Annotated in this window: 11 protein-coding genes; 6 read left to right on the top strand and 5 right to left on the bottom strand. The window is 71.5% G+C overall.

What is annotated here, in order from left to right:
* Nucleotides 1–64: 64 nt before the first annotated feature.
* Nucleotides 65–1,432, bottom strand: coding sequence for an MFS transporter (locus SOM13_RS08495; protein WP_320479437.1), 1,368 nt, complete (start codon nucleotides 1,430–1,432; stop codon nucleotides 65–67).
* A gap of 203 nt (nucleotides 1,433–1,635) precedes the next feature.
* Between SOM13_RS08495 and dnaK the strand changes: the two genes are divergently transcribed.
* The 5 genes from dnaK to SOM13_RS08520 all read left to right on the top strand — a co-directional run bounded on the left by dnaK (nucleotide 1,636) and on the right by SOM13_RS08520 (nucleotide 7,009).
* On the top strand, nucleotides 1,636–3,516 hold the full coding sequence (gene dnaK / locus SOM13_RS08500) for a molecular chaperone DnaK (protein ID WP_192061593.1): 1,881 nt from the start codon (nucleotides 1,636–1,638) through the stop codon (nucleotides 3,514–3,516).
* Nucleotides 3,517–3,524: 8 nt separating this feature from the next.
* Nucleotides 3,525–4,223 carry a nucleotide exchange factor GrpE gene (locus tag SOM13_RS08505; protein WP_243213906.1) on the top strand — a complete coding sequence of 233 codons (699 nt, stop codon included), beginning with the start codon at nucleotides 3,525–3,527 and terminating at the stop codon, nucleotides 4,221–4,223.
* Nucleotides 4,224–4,343: 120 nt separating this feature from the next.
* Nucleotides 4,344–5,357 (top strand): DnaJ C-terminal domain-containing protein, encoded by a 1,014-nt coding sequence (locus SOM13_RS08510; protein ID WP_192061592.1) that lies wholly within the window; start codon nucleotides 4,344–4,346, stop codon nucleotides 5,355–5,357.
* 58 nt (nucleotides 5,358–5,415) lie between these two features.
* Nucleotides 5,416–5,823, top strand: coding sequence for a heat shock protein transcriptional repressor HspR (locus SOM13_RS08515; RefSeq protein WP_192061599.1), 408 nt, complete (start codon nucleotides 5,416–5,418; stop codon nucleotides 5,821–5,823).
* A 34-nt stretch (nucleotides 5,824–5,857) separates the two neighbouring features.
* On the top strand, nucleotides 5,858–7,009 hold the full coding sequence (locus SOM13_RS08520; protein WP_192061591.1) for a class I SAM-dependent methyltransferase: 1,152 nt from the start codon (nucleotides 5,858–5,860) through the stop codon (nucleotides 7,007–7,009).
* Nucleotides 7,010–7,026: 17 nt separating this feature from the next.
* Here the strand turns inward: SOM13_RS08520 and SOM13_RS08525 are convergent, their stop codons facing one another.
* The 4 genes from SOM13_RS08525 to SOM13_RS08540 form a co-directional block, all read right to left on the bottom strand.
* The gene (locus tag SOM13_RS08525) at nucleotides 7,027–7,494 is read right to left on the bottom strand and encodes a pilus assembly protein CpaE (protein WP_320479438.1); all 468 of its coding nucleotides are present in this window, start codon (nucleotides 7,492–7,494) and stop codon (nucleotides 7,027–7,029) included.
* Between the two features lie 103 nt (nucleotides 7,495–7,597).
* Nucleotides 7,598–10,981, bottom strand: coding sequence for an Ig-like domain-containing protein (locus SOM13_RS08530; RefSeq protein WP_320479439.1), 3,384 nt, complete (start codon nucleotides 10,979–10,981; stop codon nucleotides 7,598–7,600).
* Nucleotides 10,982–11,141: 160 nt separating this feature from the next.
* Nucleotides 11,142–11,576: a DUF3060 domain-containing protein gene (locus SOM13_RS08535; RefSeq protein WP_192061588.1), complete on the bottom strand. Its 435-nt coding sequence runs from the start codon at nucleotides 11,574–11,576 to the stop codon at nucleotides 11,142–11,144.
* A 53-nt stretch (nucleotides 11,577–11,629) separates the two neighbouring features.
* Nucleotides 11,630–15,427: a hypothetical protein gene (locus SOM13_RS08540; protein ID WP_320479440.1), complete on the bottom strand. Its 3,798-nt coding sequence runs from the start codon at nucleotides 15,425–15,427 to the stop codon at nucleotides 11,630–11,632.
* A 153-nt stretch (nucleotides 15,428–15,580) separates the two neighbouring features.
* Here SOM13_RS08540 and SOM13_RS08545 point away from each other — a divergent pair, with 153 nt between their 5' ends.
* Nucleotides 15,581–17,770, top strand: coding sequence for an ATP-dependent Clp protease ATP-binding subunit (locus SOM13_RS08545; RefSeq protein ID WP_192061586.1), 2,190 nt, complete (start codon nucleotides 15,581–15,583; stop codon nucleotides 17,768–17,770).
* The last annotated feature ends 36 nt before the right edge of the window (nucleotides 17,771–17,806 follow it).

A 17,806-nucleotide genomic window follows, 5' to 3' on the forward strand; every position in this document is an offset into this window, starting at 1 on the left:
AAGACCGATCGGGGCGGCCGACTCGTATATTACATTCGAATCGCCCTCATCGAGACCGTGGGAGTCAGTCGATGGACCGCTGGACGCCCTTCACCGGAAGCATCAGCAGGAGCCCGGCGAGCAGCACGAGGGCGATGCCGACGATGCCGTAGCGCGTGTCGCCCGTCGCCGAGACGAACAGCGTGAAGAGCCCCGGGGCCAGGAAGCTGACCGCGCGCCCCGTCGTGGCGTAGAGGCCGAAGATCTCGCCCTCGCGCCCCGGCGGCGTGACGCGGGCGAGGAACGACCGGCTCGCCGACTGGATCGGCCCGACGAAGAGGGCGAGCGCCAGGCCGAAGACCCAGAAGAGATCCGTCGCTGTCCCGATGGCGAGCACGGCGAAGGCGGCGATCACGAGACCGACGAGCGACCCGACGATGATCGTCTTCGCCCCGAGCCGATCGTCGAGCCAGCCGCCGACGAACGTGCCGATGCCGGCCACGAGGTTCGCCCCGACCGCGAAGTAGATGACCATGCTCGGGGTGAAGCCGAACACCTGCGCCGCGATGATCGCGCCGAAGGTGAACACCGCCGCGAGGCCGTCGCGGAACACCGCGCTGGCCAGCAGGAACAGCAGCACCTGGCGGTTGGTCCGCCAGAGCTTCGCGATCGTGGAGCCGAGGAGGCGGTACGAACCCCACAGCCCCACCCGCGCGCGTGCCGCGGTGGCGGGCGGTTCGGGCACCGCGAGCAGCACCGGCACCGCGAACACGGCGAACCACGCGGCCGAGACGAGGACGGCCCAGCGGACGTCCCACGCGCCTCCTTCCGTCCCGGTCGGCACGGCGAGGAGCCCGCCGCGGCCCTCGACGCCGAAGCTCTGCAGGAACGCGACGAGCAGCACCAGCAGCAGCACGATGCCGCCGACGTAGCCGAGGCCCCAGCCGAATCCCGACACCTTGCCGATGGTCTTGGGCGTCGAGACCTGCACGAGCATCGCGTTGTAGTTGACGCTGGCGAACTCGAAGAAGATGTTGCCGACGGCGAGCAGGGCCGCGCCGAACACGAGGTAGCCCGGCACCGGGGCGACGAGGACCATCGCGGCCATCGCCGCCACGACGAGGCCGGTGTTGACCGCGAGCCACAGCTTGCGTCGACCGGAGCCGTCGCTCCGCTGGCCGAGCACGGGCGCGAGCAGCGCGATGAGGAGCCCGGCGATCGTCAGGGCGGTCGAGATGACGGTGGCGTTGTCCGCCTTGGCCTTCACCAGCGCGTCGCCACCCGCCGCGACGATCGCGGGGTCGACGAACGCGCCGCTCGCCAGATACGTGCTGAAGACGAACGAGGTGACGACGGCGTTGAACGCGGCCGAGCCCCAGTCCCAGAGCGCCCACGAGATCACCCGGCCACGGGGGATCGGTGCGGTGTCGGCGAGCGTCTGCGCTGCGGTCATGGGGGTCAACCTAGTCGGCGGGGGTGTCCTGCCGGCACCGCGCCTCCTCCGGGGGCGACCCCCGTTCGAGACTTGAGTGTTTCTGGCTCAACTTTCAGCTTCACAGCTTGACCTCGGCCAGGGCGCGAGTAAAGTTGAGCCTGGCCGACTCAAGGCCGGCCCCACAAGTTTCCGCAACAGCGCACCACGAAGGAGAACAGCACATGGCACGTGCAGTAGGAATCGACCTCGGAACCACCAACTCGGTCGTCAGCGTCCTCGAGGGCGGCGAGCCCACCGTCATCGCGAACGCCGAGGGTCTGCGCACGACCCCCTCGGTCGTCGCGTTCACGAAGGACGGCGAGGTGCTGGTCGGCGAGACCGCCAAGCGCCAGGCCGTCACCAACGTCGACCGCACCATCGCGTCGGTCAAGCGTCACGTCGGCACCGACTGGAAGGTCGAGATCGACGACAAGAAGTACACCCCCCAGGAGATCAGCGCGCGCATCCTCGCGAAGCTGAAGCGCGACGCCGAGCAGTACCTCGGCGAAGAGGTCACCGACGCGGTCGTGACCGTGCCCGCGTACTTCAACGACTCCGAGCGTCAGGCCACGAAGGAGGCCGGCGAGATCGCGGGTCTCAACGTGCTCCGCATCATCAACGAGCCCACCGCCGCGGCCCTGGCCTACGGCCTCGACAAGGGCAAGGAGGACGAGCTGATCCTCGTCTTCGACCTCGGTGGCGGAACCTTCGACGTCTCGCTGCTCGAAGTGGGCAAAGACGACGACTTCTCCACCATCCAGGTGCGCAGCACCTCGGGTGACAACCGCCTCGGCGGCGACGACTGGGACAACCGCATCGTCGAGCACCTGATCAAGAAGTTCAAGGACAACAACGGCGTCGACCTGTCGACCGACAAGATCGCGAAGCAGCGCCTCAAGGAGGCCGCCGAGCAGGCCAAGAAGGAGCTGTCGTCGAGCACCTCGACCAGCATCCAGCTGCCCTACCTCACGCTGACGGCCGACGGCCCGCTCAACCTCGACGAGACCATCTCGCGCTCGCAGTTCGAGCAGTGGACGAGCGACCTCCTCGACCGCACCAAGAAGCCCTTCAACGACGTCATCAAGGAGGCCGGTGTCAAGGTCGGCGACATCTCGCACGTCGTCCTCGTCGGCGGTTCGACCCGCATGCCGGCCGTCACCGAGGTCGTCAAGCAGCTGACCGGCGGTCGCGAGCCCAACAAGGGCGTGAACCCCGACGAGGTCGTGGCCGTGGGCGCCGCCCTGCAGGCCGGCGTGCTGAAGGGCGAGCGCAAGGACGTCCTGCTGATCGACGTCACCCCGCTGAGCCTCGGCATCGAGACCAAGGGCGGCGCGATGACCAAGCTCATCGAGCGCAACACGGCCATCCCGACCAAGCGCAGCGAGACCTTCACGACGGCCGACGACAACCAGCCGTCCGTCGCCATCCAGGTCTTCCAGGGCGAGCGCGAGTTCACCCGCGACAACAAGAACCTCGGCACCTTCGAGCTGACCGGCATCGCCCCCGCGCCGCGCGGCGTGCCGCAGATCGAGGTCACCTTCGACATCGACGCCAACGGCATCGTGCACGTGTCCGCTAAAGACAAGGGCACCGGCACCGAGCAGTCGATGGTCATCTCCGGCGGCTCGTCGCTCTCGAAGGACGACATCGAGCGCATGGTCCGCGAGGCGGAGGAGCACGCCGCCGAAGACAAGGCGCGTCGCGAGGCCAACGAGACCCGCAACAACGCCGAGCAGCTCGTCTACTCGATCGAGAAGCTGATCAAGGACAACGACGACAAGCTCCCCGCCGACGTCAAGTCCGAGGTCCAGGCCGACGTCGACGCGCTGAAGTCGGCCCTCGCCGGCGACGACGAGTCCGCCGTCAAGCCCGCCTTCGACAAGCTCAACGAGAGCCAGTCGAAGCTCGGCCAGGCCATCTACTCGCAGGGGCAGGCCGACCAGGCCGGTGCCGCGGGTGCCGCCGGGCCCGAGGGCTCCGAGGGCGACGGTCAGACCCCGGCCGACGACGAGGACATCGTCGACGCCGAGGTCGTGGACGACGACGACAACGACAAGAAGTAGAGGTCCGCATGACTGACGAGCAGAACCGTCCCGCCGACGACGAGCAGTCCGAGCCGGTCGTCCGAGACAAGCGGCGACTCGACCCCGAGACCGGCGAGGTCCGGCCCGAGGCGAGCGCCGACGTCCCGTCCGAAGACGGCGGCACCGCAGCGGTCGACGGGGTCGACGACCTCCCGACCGTCGAGGCGCCCGACGTCGAGGTGCCGAGCGACGCCGAGGCGCCCGAAGGGGCGGCCGAGGCCGCGGCCGCGATGAGCGCCGAAGACGAGGCCATCCTCGACGAGGCGAACCGCGATCTCGTCGCCGACATGCGCCAGGACATGCTCCGTGCGCAGGCCGAGCTGGTGAACTTCCGCCGTCGCGTCGAGCGCGATCGCGAGGCGAACCGCGAGGCCGTCGTCGCCGAGGTCGTCCGGTCGCTGCTGCCCGCGCTCGACGACCTCGTCCGGGCCGAGCAGCACGGCGACCTCGCCGAGGGTCCGATGACCGTCATCGCGCAGAAGATCCGCGGGGGTCTCGACAAGTTCGGGCTCGTGCAGATCGGCGCGAAGGGCGACGTCTTCGACCCGACCATGCACGACGCCCTCGTGCAGCTGCCGAGCCCCGACGTGACCGTCAACACGGTCGCAGACGTGATCGAGCCCGGCTACAAGATCGGCGACCGGGTCATCCGGGCCGCCAAGGTCGCGGTGCACGCACCGCAGTAGAACCACACCGCGACGCGAGTCGCGACCGGCGGTGGGCGCCTCGAGAAGGCGCCCACCGCCTCCCACATTCTCTCCGGCAGCCCCTCGCGGGCGGCCAAGATCCATGGAAGGAGGTGCCGCATGGCGAGTCAGGACTGGTTCGATAAAGACTTCTACGCCGTCCTCGGTGTCTCCAAAGACGTCACCCCCGCCGAGTTGAAGAAGGTGTACCGCAAGCTCGCTCGCAAGTACCACCCCGACTCCAACCCGGGCGACGCGGCCAGTGAGGCGAAGTTCAAAGAGGTCAGCGAGGCGCACTCGGTGCTCGCCGACCCCGAGCAGCGCAAAGAGTACGACCAGGTGCGCGCCATGGGCGGCGGTGCCCGCTTCTCGGCCGGCAGCGGCGGCCCCGGCGCCCGAGGCGGCGGCTTCGAGGACGTCTTCGGCGGTATGTTCGGGCAGGGCGGCGGCGGTCAGCGCACGCAGTACCGGCAGCCCGGCGGCGGTGGCGGCGGCTTCGACGACATCTTCAGCGGCATGTTCGGCGGCGGCGGTGGCGGCTTCGGTCAGACCAGCGGCGGCTACCGCGGGTTCGGCGGGCCGCAGAAGGGCCGCGACATGACGGCCACGACCACGCTCGACTTCCAGACCGCCATCGTGGGCGAGACCATCTCGCTGCAGGCCTCCAACGGCAAGCCGATGAAGGTCAAGATCCCCGCGGGCGTGCACGACGGCCAGAAGATCCGCCTCCGCGGTCGCGGCGAGCCCAGCCCCGACGGCGGCGAGGCCGGCGACCTCGTGCTGACGATCGCGGTGCGGAAGCACCCCGTCTTCGAGCTCGACGGCCAGAACCTCCGTGTTGACGTGCCCGTGACGTTCGCCGAGGCGGCGCTCGGCGCGACCATCGAGGTGCCGACCCTCGGCGGCGACCCGGTGCGTCTGCGCGTCGCGGCGGGCACTCCGAGCGGCCGCGTGCTGCGGGTCAAGGGGCGCGGTGTCGCGACCAAGAACGGCACCGGCGACCTGCTCGCCACGGTGCAGGTGGCCGTGCCCGCGCACCTGAACGACAAGGCCCGCGAGGCCGTCGAGGCGCTGGCCGCCGCGCTGCCGGCCGAGAACCCGCGCGACGACCTGATCGCCCGCGCCCGGGCCTGATCGGACGACGACGATGACCGAGCGCAGAGACCCGGCCGACCCGGCGACCGGCTGGGCGATGGACGAGTCGTCGCCGATCTTCGCCATCGCGACCGCGGCCGAGCTGGCCGGCATGCACGCTCAGACGCTGCGACAGTACGACCGGCTCGGTCTGGTCGTGCCGCAGCGGACCGCCGGCAAGTCGCGTCGCTACTCGATGCGCGACGTCGTGCAGCTGCGCGAGATCTCGCGCCTCGGCGGCGAGGGCGTCTCGCTCGAAGGGATCAAACGCATCCTCGAGCTCGAGAACCAGGTGACCGCCCTGAACTCGCGGGTGCGCGAGCTCGAGCGGGCACTCGCCGACGAGCTCGTCAACCGCCCCGGGAGCCGCGTCTTCGCCGCCGGCGAGAGCGGCGTGGTGCCGCTCAAGCACGGCACCCGCCCGGCACGCCAGACGTCGCTCGTCGTCTGGCGTCCGCTCCGCTGACGCGGGCTCACCGCCGTACCGGTACCGTGTCGGGGTGATCGACTTCGACCGGCTCCGCCGATGGCCCGACGTCGAGGCGCCCGAGCTGCTGGCCCACGACGCCACCGACCGGCTGCTGCTCGACACCGCCGAGGAGGCGCTGGTCGCCCATCCCGACCGGGTCACGGTGATCGGCGATCGCTACGGCGCCCTCGCCCTCGGCGCAGCCGCCCTGGTCGGCGCGCACCCGATCCGCTCGCACCAGGACGCCCGTTCGGGCGAACTGGCGCTCGCCGCCAACACCGAGAGGCTGGGGTCGTCGGCCGTGGTCGTCGGGCATGCGCTCGACGCCGCGCTGGTCGACGGCGCCCGGGTCGTGCTGCTGCAGCTGCCCCGGGGGCTCGACGCCCTCGACGAGATCGCGGCGCTCGTGGCCCGGCACGCCGACCCCGACGTCCAGGTCTTCGCCGGGGGGCGCGTCAAGCACATGACCACCGCGATGAACGACGTCCTCGCGCGTCGCTTCGCGTCGGTGACGGCCGGGCTCGGACGTCAGAAGTCGCGCGTCGTCACCGCGTCCGGGCCGGTCCGAGGAGGCGCACCCGACTGGCCGCGCACCTCCCGCCACGGTGATCTGGTCGTCGTCGCCCACGGGGCCGCGTTCGCCGGATCCACCGTCGACATCGGCACGCGGGCGCTGCTCGAGGCGCTCAGCGGGGTGGAGCCCGGGGCTGCGCTGGGGGCTAGGCCCGGGGCTTCGCCTGCGCACGAGACCCCGCTCGCGGTCGATCTCGGCTGCGGCACGGGTGTGCTCGCCACCTCGTGGGCGCTCGACCACCCCGCCTGGCGGGTGATCGCCACCGACCAGTCGTGGGCCGCCGTGTCGTCTGCCGAGGCGACGGCCGCCGCCAACGGGGTCGCCGACCGGGTGGAGGTGCGGCGCGACGACGCCGGGTCGTCGATCCCCGACGGGTCGGCCGATCTGGTGCTGCTCAATCCGCCGTTCCACGTCGGGGCGACGGTGCACGCCGGCATCGCGCACAAGCTGTTCGACGCCGCGGCTCGGATGCTCGCCCCCGGCGGCGAGCTCTGGTGCGTGTGGAACTCGCCACTCGCATACCGCGGTGCGCTCGAGCGCGCCGTGGGCCCCACGCGGCAGGTCGCCCGCACCGCCAAGTTCACGGTGACGGTCTCCGTCCGACGCTGAGGTCGGCTCGAGCCGGCCTAGAGGCTCAGCGACGCGTCGATGTAGGCCAGCAGGGCGGCGGCGTAGGCGTCCTCGGGGTCGGCGGCCCGGAAGACGCGCTCTCCGCCCGACGAGTCGACCCGGACCTCGTAGACGATCCGCTCGGCTGTCGGGTCCGCCTCGTCGACGTGAGCGTCGCCGTCGCCGTCGGCCGAGGAGGCGCGGGTCAACGAGCGGAACGACCGCGCCAGCAGGGCCCTCAGCTGGTCCTCCCGGGGCAGCCAGAGCGACTGGTCGGCGGCGACGGAGTCGAGCGCCCACTCGGTCGTCCCGTTGAAGCCGAGGACGGTGCCCGTCGGGTACTCGTGGGCCTCGATGGTCATCTCGCTGATGGTGAAGACATCGCCGACGAACTCGCCTCGATCGATGACGAACCGGTCGCCGGTGGTCGGATGCCAGCGCAGCCCGGCGTCGTGGAGTCGGCGGGCCAGAGTCACATCGAGCATCGTCCCAGTCTGCGCTCGCCCGAGCCGATGCGGCCCGACGCGCCTCGGGCGCCGGCCGGCCCCGCGTCGCCCCGAGCGGGCGACGCGGAGCCGGTCGGATCGATCAGCCCCCGGCCGGCCCGAACCGGATCGGGTCGAGCGCGTCGTCGGCGTGGCCCGCGGCCTGCTGCGTGAAGACGAGCGTGTACACGTGCTCGGGGCCGAACCGGCGGGTGAACGACCAGTCGCCGTTCCGGTCGGCCGTGGGGGCCGCGAGCTGCACCCCGGAGGCCGTCGAGACGTCGATCGTGGCGAACGGCGTCGCGCGTCCGGCGAACCTCACGTCGACGTCCCTGTCGTAACCGTCGTCGACCACCGGGGAGTCGATGGTCATGCGCTGCCAGACGGGTGCGAGGAGGGTGAGGCGCGTCTCGTCGGTCTCGCCCGCTCTGTCCTGCTGCACGGTGAGGATGTAGTCGCTCCGCGGCCCGAGCTCGCGCTGGATGCTCCAGCGGCCGTCGAGATCGACCTCCGAGGTGCCCATGGCCGCACCCCACTGGTTCGTCACCCGCACGGTGGCGCCTGGCGTGCCCGTGCCGCCGAGCGTGACGGGACCCGGGCGGTAGGTCTCGCCGTCGTCGTGGCTGGTCACGGCGACCGGCCGCAGGGCGATGTCGGGCGCCCAGACGAACCGCAGCGCGTCGCCCTGGTCGGTCGTCGCCGCCTGCTCGATCGTCAGCGTGTACGTCCGGACGGGGCCGTACGCCCGGGTGTTCGACCAGGTGCCGTCCGCGGCGACCGGCGCCTGGAAGAGCACCGAGCCGAGGTCGGTCGTCACCGTCACGGTCGAGTGCGGAGTCGCGACTCCGCGGAACTCGGTCCGCGCACCCGGCTCGTAGCGGTCGCCGACCTCCGGGCTGAGCAGCTGCAGTGCCCGCCAGGCCGGCGGGTTCAGCACGAGCTCGACGGTGTTCGTCTCCGATCCGCGGGTCTGGACGACGGTCAGCGCGTACGAGGCTCGAGGCCCCATGTCGCGACGGACCGACCAGCGCCCGTCGGTGCCGACGGTCGTGGTGCCCATCGAGACGCCCCACTGGTTGGTGATGGCGATCGTCGCCCGGGGAGTGCCCGCGCCGGCCAGCGTCACGGGACCCGGCACGTACTCGCCGCCGTCGACGTGGCTGGTCACGGTCGCCGGCACCCACCCGATGATGGGCGTCAGGCGCAGTCGGACCTGGTCGGGCTGCCCGTCGGGCGCCGTCTGCGAGATCCGCACGTCGTAGTCGGCCACCGGACCGAGTTCGGCCGGCGCGCTCCACTCGCCGGTGGTCTGCGACGCCCGCGTGGCGAAGAGGCGTCGATCCCACTGGTTGGTCGCCGTCACCCACGCCCCGGGGGTCGCGACGCCGCTGAAGGTCGTGAGGCCCGGCACGTAGCTGTCGTTCGCCGCGTGGCTGGTGACCTCGAGTGCTCGGAACGAGCCCAGGGGGAGCAGGGTGAACTCGGCCGACGACGAGGTGCGGCCGTCGACCAGGGTCTGCGTCGCGGTCAGCCGGTAGGCGGCCGTCGGCCCCCACGCGCGCTCGAACGACCAGGCGCCGTCGGCGTCCGCCACGGCGCGACCGGCCTCGTTCGTCCACTGGTTGCGGACCACGACGCGGGCGTACGGCGTCGCCGTCCCCGAGAGGGTGGTGGCTTCGCCGCTGCGGTACCAGCCGTCGGCCGGTCCGTCGACGACGACCGGCGAGAGCTCCTGTCGAGCGTCCGCGACGACCCGCACCCGGTCGGCCGACCGGACGTCTCCCCGCGCCCGCTGGGCGACCTCGATGGTGCTCTCGTCGTGCGACGGCGGCAGCTCCACCTCGACGGACCACGCGCCGTCCACGACGGCCGCGGTCTCCGAGCGGCCGTCGACCTCCACGGTGACCTCGGCCCCGGGCGCACCGGTGCCCGACACGGTCGTCCCGCCGGGGACGACCTGGCCCGAGACGGGCGCGACCAGGTCGACCGCCGGTCCGAAGTCGACCTCGGCGCTCGTGCGTCCGGCGGGTGCGCCGTCGATGCTCTGCACGACGTCGAGCACGTGCCGATCCGGGCCGAGGTCGGGGTCGATCTCGAGCGCCCAGGCCTCGTCGACGACCTCGGTCGTCCCGAGAGGGGCGTCGTCGACGCTCACCTCGATGCGAGCCCCCTCGTGGCCTTCGCCGGACACCACCGCACGCTCGTCGAGCGCGTCGGGCAGCGTCACCTGGGCCGTCACCTCGCGGGGCGGCACCGTGATGGTGGTCGGCGTCGAGCCGACGGCGCGGAAGTCGCTGGGGGCACCCGTCCCCGAGAAGCCGAAGCCGAGCGAACCCGCCGCAGCGGACGCGGATGCCGGCGTGGCGACGTCGACCGTCCACCGGACCTCGCTCCCGGACGGCAGCACCTCGGCCGCATCACGCCAGTGCAGATCGTAGGAGGCGCGGCGACCGTCGGCCGCGGTCGTCCCGCCGACGAGATCCAGCCTGGTGTCGGGCGCCCACGTCCCGTCGGAGCCGCGACGTTCGGCGGACAGCGTCGTCTGGCCCGCCGAGAGGGTCGTGCCGCTCGGCGCGGTGATCTCGGCCACGCCCTCGAGGCGGGCGAAGTCGTCGATCGTCGTGACTCCGAGGAGCACGCCGGTGTCGGATCCGCGCTCGAGGTCGACGGTGGGGCCTGCCGCGGGGAGGATGCGGCCGCCGTCGACGACGTCGGCGTCGAGGGCGACCGCGTCGACGACCTCGCCGGCCACGACCTGCTCGATCCGGAGCTCGTTGTGCCCGATGGCGAGTCGCGTCGCGGTGATCCGGAAGGTCCCGTCCTCTCGGACGTCGGCCCGCACGGCACCGACCCGCACGGAGGCGAACGAGGTGGCCGTTCCCGTGATGACGGCCGTGCGGGCGATGTCGTTCACCTGGACCAGCTCGGCCTCGAGCGGGCGGCGATCGAACCGTCGGTCGGCGAGGGGCGCCGCCGGTGCCGTCAGCGCGGGTCGGAGGCCCGTGTTGGGCCACACCGACGGGTCGGCCGCCTGGACCGCGCCGAGTCCGACGTCGCCCGACGAGGGCCGCACCTGACCCTCGCGCGTCACCAGCCAGAGCCCGGCGGGGTCGTCGCAGGCGTCGGGCGCGGCGACGAGCGTGAGCGCGTCGGATCCGACCGGCAGGGACGTCAGGCACGCGTCGCCGGTGGGCAGGCTGACCGGAGCCGCCGCCGCGCCGGGCTCGGGCAGGGCCACGCGCGTGGCGGTGGTGAGCGCATCGGCCAGCTCCGCGTGCCGGGTGGCGCGGAACGAGTACCGGCCGTCGTCGTCGGGTTCGGGGCTCTCCCGGTAGGCCACGTAGCCGCCGTCGGCCGAGCGGAACGCCAGCGGGGTCGTGAACGGATTCGGGGTGACGGTCGACGCCACCGCCGGCGGCGTGAGGACCCCGCCGAGCAGGACGGCGGCGAGAGCGAGAGCGCCCGCCGCCTGAGGGAGTCGTTTCATGTGCTGGTCGTCTTTCTGGTCGTCGGAGGATCCCGGTCGAGGATCACGACTCTCATTAATGACACATGTCATCGGAATAAGCGACACGGACGACATGCCAGAGGGGCACCGCCGCCGGCGATGCCCCTCTGGGTGGTGCGCGTCGTGCCGCTCCGCGGACTCAGTCGGTCGGCGCGATCCGGTTCTCGTCGCCGTCGTCGACGACCTCGGGTTCGGCGCCGCCGTGCTCGACGACGTTGCCGTTCCCGCCGAACGCGACGTGTGCGACCTCCGCGACGACGACGGTGTTCCGGTCGCCCTCGAGGACGAGGCGCTCGACCTGGCCGAGGACGATGTCGCCGTCCACCCCGACGACGCTCACGGTCGAGCAGTCGCCGAGCTCGAAGCGTCCGTCGAGGTCGTCGGCGAGGATGGTGGCCACCCCGTCGACGCACTCTCCGTAGACGGTCTGGCTCGCCTCCGTCGTCGCGACGGCCGGCGTCGGTGACGACGGGCCCCCGTCCGGATCGTCGTCACCGGTGGTGCATCCGGTCAGGAGCGCCGCCGCCCCGAGGGCCGCGAGGAGTCGCAGGGATCGCGTCGGTCGTCTGGTCATGGTGTTCCTCTCGTCGATCGTCTCGTCTGTCGTGGCGCGCCGGGTGGCCCGCATCAGGAGGCGCCCGCCTCGTCGGCCGGTGCGAACGTGAATCGCGGGTACCCGCCGGTCTCTCCTGCGCGCGTCTCCTGCGTGAGGTCGATCACATAGACGTGCGTGGGGCCGAAGCGCCGGGTGTGGGCCCACCGACCGTCGCGGTCCGCCGTGGTCTCGAAGAGCGGATTGCCGAGGGACGTCGTCGCGCGGATGGTGGCGAACGGCGTCGCCCGCCCCGTCATCGTGTAGTCGCGACCCTCGATGTATCCCTCGCCGGGGCTCGGGGCGGTCAGCTCGATGTCGCTGAACCGGGGAGAGCGGAGTTCGAACCCCGCGATCTCGTCCTGTCGTCCGTCCTTCGTCATGACCAGGCGCAGCACGTAGTCCGCGGTCGGTCCGAGAGTCCGGCGCATCGACCAGGTCCCGTCGCCGCCGACCTCGGGGCGGCCCATCAGGGTCCCCCACTGGTTCGTGATCTCGACCACGGCACCGGGGGCTCCCGTCCCGCGCAGCTCGATCTCGCCGGGCCGGTAGGTCTCGCCGGAGACGTGACTGGTCACGGCGAGCGGTGCCCACGGGAGGTCCGGAGCCCAGACGAAGGTGTCGAGGGAGTCGGTGCGGCCGTTCCGCGCCACCTGGGCGATGTCGATCCGGTACACGTTGTCCGGGCCGTAGACCCGGGTGCTCCGCCAGACGCCGTCGGCTCCCGTCTCGACCGAGAAGAGCGTCCCGCCGAGCGCGGTGGTGGCCGTGATGGTCGAGAAGGGGGTGGCCCGGCCGGTGAACTCGGTCGGTTCGCCCGGCGTGTAGCGGTCGCCGATCGACGGGCTGGTCATCGCGAGCGGCTGCCAGACGGGGGCGAGCAGGCGCAGTCGCACCGAGTCCTCCTCGTCACGGAACCGCTGGGTGAACGTCAGGTCGTAGTCGGCGTCCGGTCCGAGATCGCGTCGGAACGACCAGCTGCCGTCCGTGGCGATCGTGGTCTCGCCGACGACGACGCCGAACTGGTTCGTCGCGACGACGCGTCCGGTCGGCGTGCCCGTGCCGGTGAACAGCACGGGGCCCGGTCGGTACGTCTCCCCGTCGACATGGCTGGTCACCGCCAGGTCGCGGAACGGCAGGTCGGGCGAGAGGGTCAGCCTGGTCTGCCCCGTCGTGCCGTCGGGGGCCTTCTGGGTGACGGTGATCTCGTACGTCGCGACGGGTCCGAGCCCGGTCGAGGCCGTCCAGACGCCGGCCACCTGGGAGGCGCGGGTCGAGAACAGCAGGCGATCGTACTGATTGCGCGCCTCGATGTAGGCGCCCTGCGTCGCACGGCCGGTGAAGGTCACGCTGCCGGGCACGTAGGTGCCGCCGTCTTCGTGGCTGGTCACGACGACGGGCACGAACGAGCCGTCGGCGTACAGCTCGAAGACGGGGGAGGACGACGTCCTGCCGTCGACCAGCGTCTGCGTGGCCGTCAGCTCGTACCGGGCCGAGGGCCCGAACGCCCGGTCGAAGGCCCATCGACCGTCGACGTCGGCCTCCACCGTGGCGATGGTGAAGCCCCACTGGACGCGGATGTCGACGGTCGCGTACGGCGTGGCCGTCCCCTCGACGGTGGTGCCCTCGAGCGGCGTGTAGAAGTGCGACGACGGCTCGGTGACGACCACCTCGCGGAGCTCCTGCGGGGCGTCCGGCACGACCTGCGCCGTGTCGGTGGTGACGATGTCACCGCGGGCGTGCTGCGACGCGGTCACGGCGACGGCGGTGTGTCCGGGGCGGATCTCGACCCGCGCCTCCCAGGCTCCGTCCGCTGTGACGGTCGTGTCGACCGTGCTGCCCGCCGCGGTGACGGTGATCTCGGCTCGGGGTGCGCCCGTGCCCCGCACGGTCGTCCGGCCGGGGACGATCTTGCCGTTCGCCGGTTCGACGACGTCGACGGCCGCGCCGAGGTCGAGTGCGGCCTCGACGCTGCCGAACGGGCGTCCGTCGACCGACTGCGAGGCCGTGAGGGTGTGGCGGCCGGGGCCGATCGAGACGGGGATCTCGAGCGACCAGCGACCGTCGACGACGCGCGCCTCACCGAGCACGGCGTCGCCCTCGCGGACGGTCACCGTGCCTCCGTCGTCGCCGACGCCGCCGATGGTGGCGGGTCGTGTGACGTCGTCGAGCAGGGTGATCTCGGCGGTCAGGGTGGGCACGGCCTCGTCGACCGCGACCTGGAACGCCCCTTCGGCCAGCGTGGCACCGCCGGCGCCGCGGACGGCGACCTCGCCGCCCGTCAGCACGGCACCGGGCTCGGAGTCGGCGTCGAGGGTCAGACGGAACGCGGCGTACTGGTGCGCGGAGCCCCAGAGCGCGGAGCCGTCGGTCGGCCCGTCGATCGTGACCGTGCGTCGATCGTTCGAGTAGGCGACGCGGTGGTCGTCGCGGGCCGTGTCGTCGGAGGTGCGCCGGGCCTCGGCGTCGGCGAAGCGGGTGCTCTCGGGGGCGGTCAGCGTCATCGCCCCCTGCACCTCGGTCGCCTGGACGTCGCTGCGTCCCCAGTCCGTGGTGCCGCCGGGCGTGCTGGCCCCGACGCGGGTGTCGATGTCCGCCGAGCCCACGACGGTGGTCGCGGTGCTGCCGGCGGCCCGGTAGTCGCCGGCCGAGCTGTCGCCGCGGTACACGTAGCTCATGCTCGACTCGAGGGGAGCCGAGGAGGCGGGGGTCGTCACGGACAGCCCGTAGCGGTAGTACTGACCCGCGGCCAGAGTCCCCGAGCCGCTGGCCAGATCGAAGGTCATCGTCCGGCCGCCGTCTCCGACCCGGCCGTTCGTGAGGTCGAGACGGGGGAGCGGGGTCCAGGCCGAGCCCTCGCCCGCGGTGTTGACCCCTGCGGTGACGCGTGTCTGCCCCGGTGTGAAGGTCGACCCCTCGGGGGCCGTCAGCTCGACGACGCCCGTCATGTTCGCTCGGGCTGCTCGGTTCGAGACGATGAAGGGCACCTCGGTCTCGCCGCCCCGCGCCAGCTCGACCGAAGAGACCGGCGCCGGCACGACTCGCCCGCCGTCGACGATGTCGATGCGTGCCGTCTGGGTGTCCCGATCGACGCCTCCGACTCGCTGGATCACATCGATGTTGTTGGCCCCTACCGCGAGATCACGGACATCGAGCGACCAGATGCCGGTCGTCGGGTCCGCGGTCGTCGTCCGACCCTGAGCTCGGACCTGGGCGTTCTTCGTCGCCGTACCCGACAGGACGGCTGTGCGGGCGATGTCGTTCACGCGGTCGACGCGCACGACGAGCGGGTCGGCCTCGAATCGGCTGCCTCCGAGCGGATAGCCTCCGGCGGAGAGGAGAGGGCGCAGACCGGTGAACGGCCAGTATCCCGTCTGAGCTGGCTGGGTCGGCCCCATGCCCGTGGAGCCGAAGAACGAGATGACGCGGCCATCCCGCGTGACGGACCAGGTGTAGCCGTACCCGCCGCAGTAGGCCTTCGATGCGACGAGGGTGCGACCCGGCCCCGCCCCATCGAGGGTGGTCAGGCATTCACCGCCGGCGAGTTTGACGATGGCGTCGCCGGCGCCGGGGTCCGGCAGAGAGACCGAGACGGCCGACCCAGCGGCTTGAGAGTAGGTCGCGTGGGTCGTCGCGCGGAAGCTCCGCATTTCGATGTCGCCGACAGGTGGCCCGGGGGAGTAGGCGATGTAACCGCCCGTGGGATTCTGGAAGACCAATGGTGAACTGAACGAGGTGGGCGCAGGCGCTGCTGACGCGGGGAGGGTCATGCCCCCGGCGAGGAGTGCTGCGACGACCCCGCCGGTCAGCAGTCTCCGGATGGTTCTTCTCATGTGATCGCTTTCGTGAGGCGCCGTCGGACGCGGCGCAGCAGATGACATGCTTACTTAAAACATCTGTAATTCCAAACAGAGGACCGCTTGTGTTTCGAGCGCCCGCGCGTAAACTTGAGTCCGTCCCACTCAAGTTTCGAGAAAGGCTGTTCCATGGCGAACATGCAGGGTGCCCCGGCCTCCGACCAGAAGCAGAAGTCGGCTCTCGAGAAGTACGGCGTCGATCTCACCGCGATCGCCCGCAGCGGCAAGCTCGACCCCGTCATCGGTCGCGATTCCGAGATCCGCCGCATCAGCCAGGTCCTGACCCGCCGTACCAAGAACAACCCCGTGCTGATCGGCGAGCCCGGTGTCGGCAAGACCGCCGTCGTCGAGGGTCTCGCCCAGCGCATCGTCGCCGGCGACGTCGCCGACAGTCTCAAAGACAAACGGCTCATCAGCCTCGACCTGGCCGCACTCGTGGCCGGCGCCAAGTACCGGGGCGAGTTCGAGGAGCGCCTGAAGGACGTCCTCAAGGAGATCACCAAGAGCGACGGCCAGGTGATCACGTTCATCGACGAGCTGCACACGCTGATGGGCGCCGGCGGCGGTGAGGGCTCCGTCGCCGCCTCGAACATGCTCAAGCCGATGCTCGCCCGGGGCGAGCTCCGTCTGATCGGCGCCACCACCCTCGACGAGTACCGCCAGTACATCGAGAAGGACGCCGCGCTCGAGCGCCGGTTCCAGCAGGTCTACGTCGGCGAGCCGAGCGTGGAGGACACCGTGGCCATCCTGCGTGGCCTCAAAGAGCGCTACGAGGCGCATCACGGTGTCACGATCACCGACGGCGCCCTCGTGGCGGCCGCCTCCCTGTCGAACCGCTACATCCCCAGTCGCCAGCTGCCCGACAAGGCCATCGACCTCGTCGACGAGGCGGGCTCGCGACTCAAGATGGAGATCGACTCGTCGCCGGTCGAGCTCGACCAGCTCTACCGGGGCCTGGTGCGCCTCCAGATCGAAGAGCTAGCCCTCAAGAAGGAGACCGACGACGCGGCGAAGGCCCGACTCGCCGCCCTGCGGGAGCAGATCGAGCAGCAGCAGGCCGCCTACGACGATCTGAACGCGCGCTGGCAGGCCGAGAAGGCGGCCCTGCAGGGCATCGGCACCCTCCGCAGCGACCTCAACGAGGCGCGCATCGACGCCGACCGCGCGCTCCGCGAGGGGCGCTACGAGGACGCCGCCCGCATCAGCTACGAACGCATCCCCGACATCGAGAAGAGACTGCACGACGCCGAGTCGTTCGAGAAGTCCGGCGACCGCCTGGTCAGCGACTCGGTCACCGACTCCGACATCGCCGAGGTCGTCGCGGCCTGGACGGGGATCCCGGTGGGGCGCCTCCTCAGCGGCGAGACCGAGAAGCTGCTGCACCTCGAGAGCGAGCTCGGGAGGCGCATCATCGGTCAACGCGCGGCCGTCTCGGCGGTCAGCGAGGCCGTCCGGCGCACCCGCGCGGGCATCAGCGACCCCGACCGCCCCACGGGCTCGTTCCTGTTCCTCGGGCCGACCGGCGTCGGCAAGACCGAGCTCGCCAAGGCGCTCGCCGACTTCCTCTTCGACGACGAGAAGGCCCTCGTCCGCATCGACATGAGCGAGTACGGCGAGAAGCACAGCGTGTCCCGTCTCGTGGGCGCGCCTCCCGGGTACGTCGGGTACGAGGCCGGCGGTCAGCTGACCGAGGCCGTCCGCCGCCGTCCGTACAGCATCGTGCTGATGGACGAGGTCGAGAAGGCGCACCCCGAGGTCTTCGACGTGCTGCTGCAGGTGCTCGACGACGGCCGGCTGACCGACGGCCAGGGGCGCACGGTCGACTTCCGGAACACGATCCTCGTGCTGACCTCGAACCTCGGGTCGCAGGTCATCACCGATCCGACCCTGAGCGACCCCGAGAAGGAGGAGCTCGTGCAGGGGCTCGTCCGGCAGGCCTTCAAGCCCGAGTTCGTGAACCGTCTCGACGACATCGTGGTGTTCTCGACGCTCACCGCCGACGACCTCGGGCAGATCGTGTCGCTCTACGTCGACCGTCTCGGCCGCCGCCTGACCGATCGTCGCCTGTCGCTGGCGGTCACCCCCGACGCCCGCGCCTGGCTCGCGGAGCGCGGGCATGACCCGATCTACGGTGCACGACCGCTGCGCCGGCTGATGCAGCGGCAGATCGACGACAAGCTCGCGATGGCGCTGCTCGGCGGCGACGTCGTCGACGGCGACACCGTCCGCGTCGAGGTCGCTCCGGGAGGCGACTCGCTCACGGTCGCCCGCTTCGACGTGGTCGAACCCGAGGCCGAGGTGCTCGACGACCTGCCCTAGACCCGACTGGCCGCAGACCCGACCCGACCTGGCCCG

The organism is Frigoribacterium sp. CFBP9030 (assembly GCF_034045195.1).
Classification (GTDB): domain Bacteria; phylum Actinomycetota; class Actinomycetes; order Actinomycetales; family Microbacteriaceae; genus Frigoribacterium.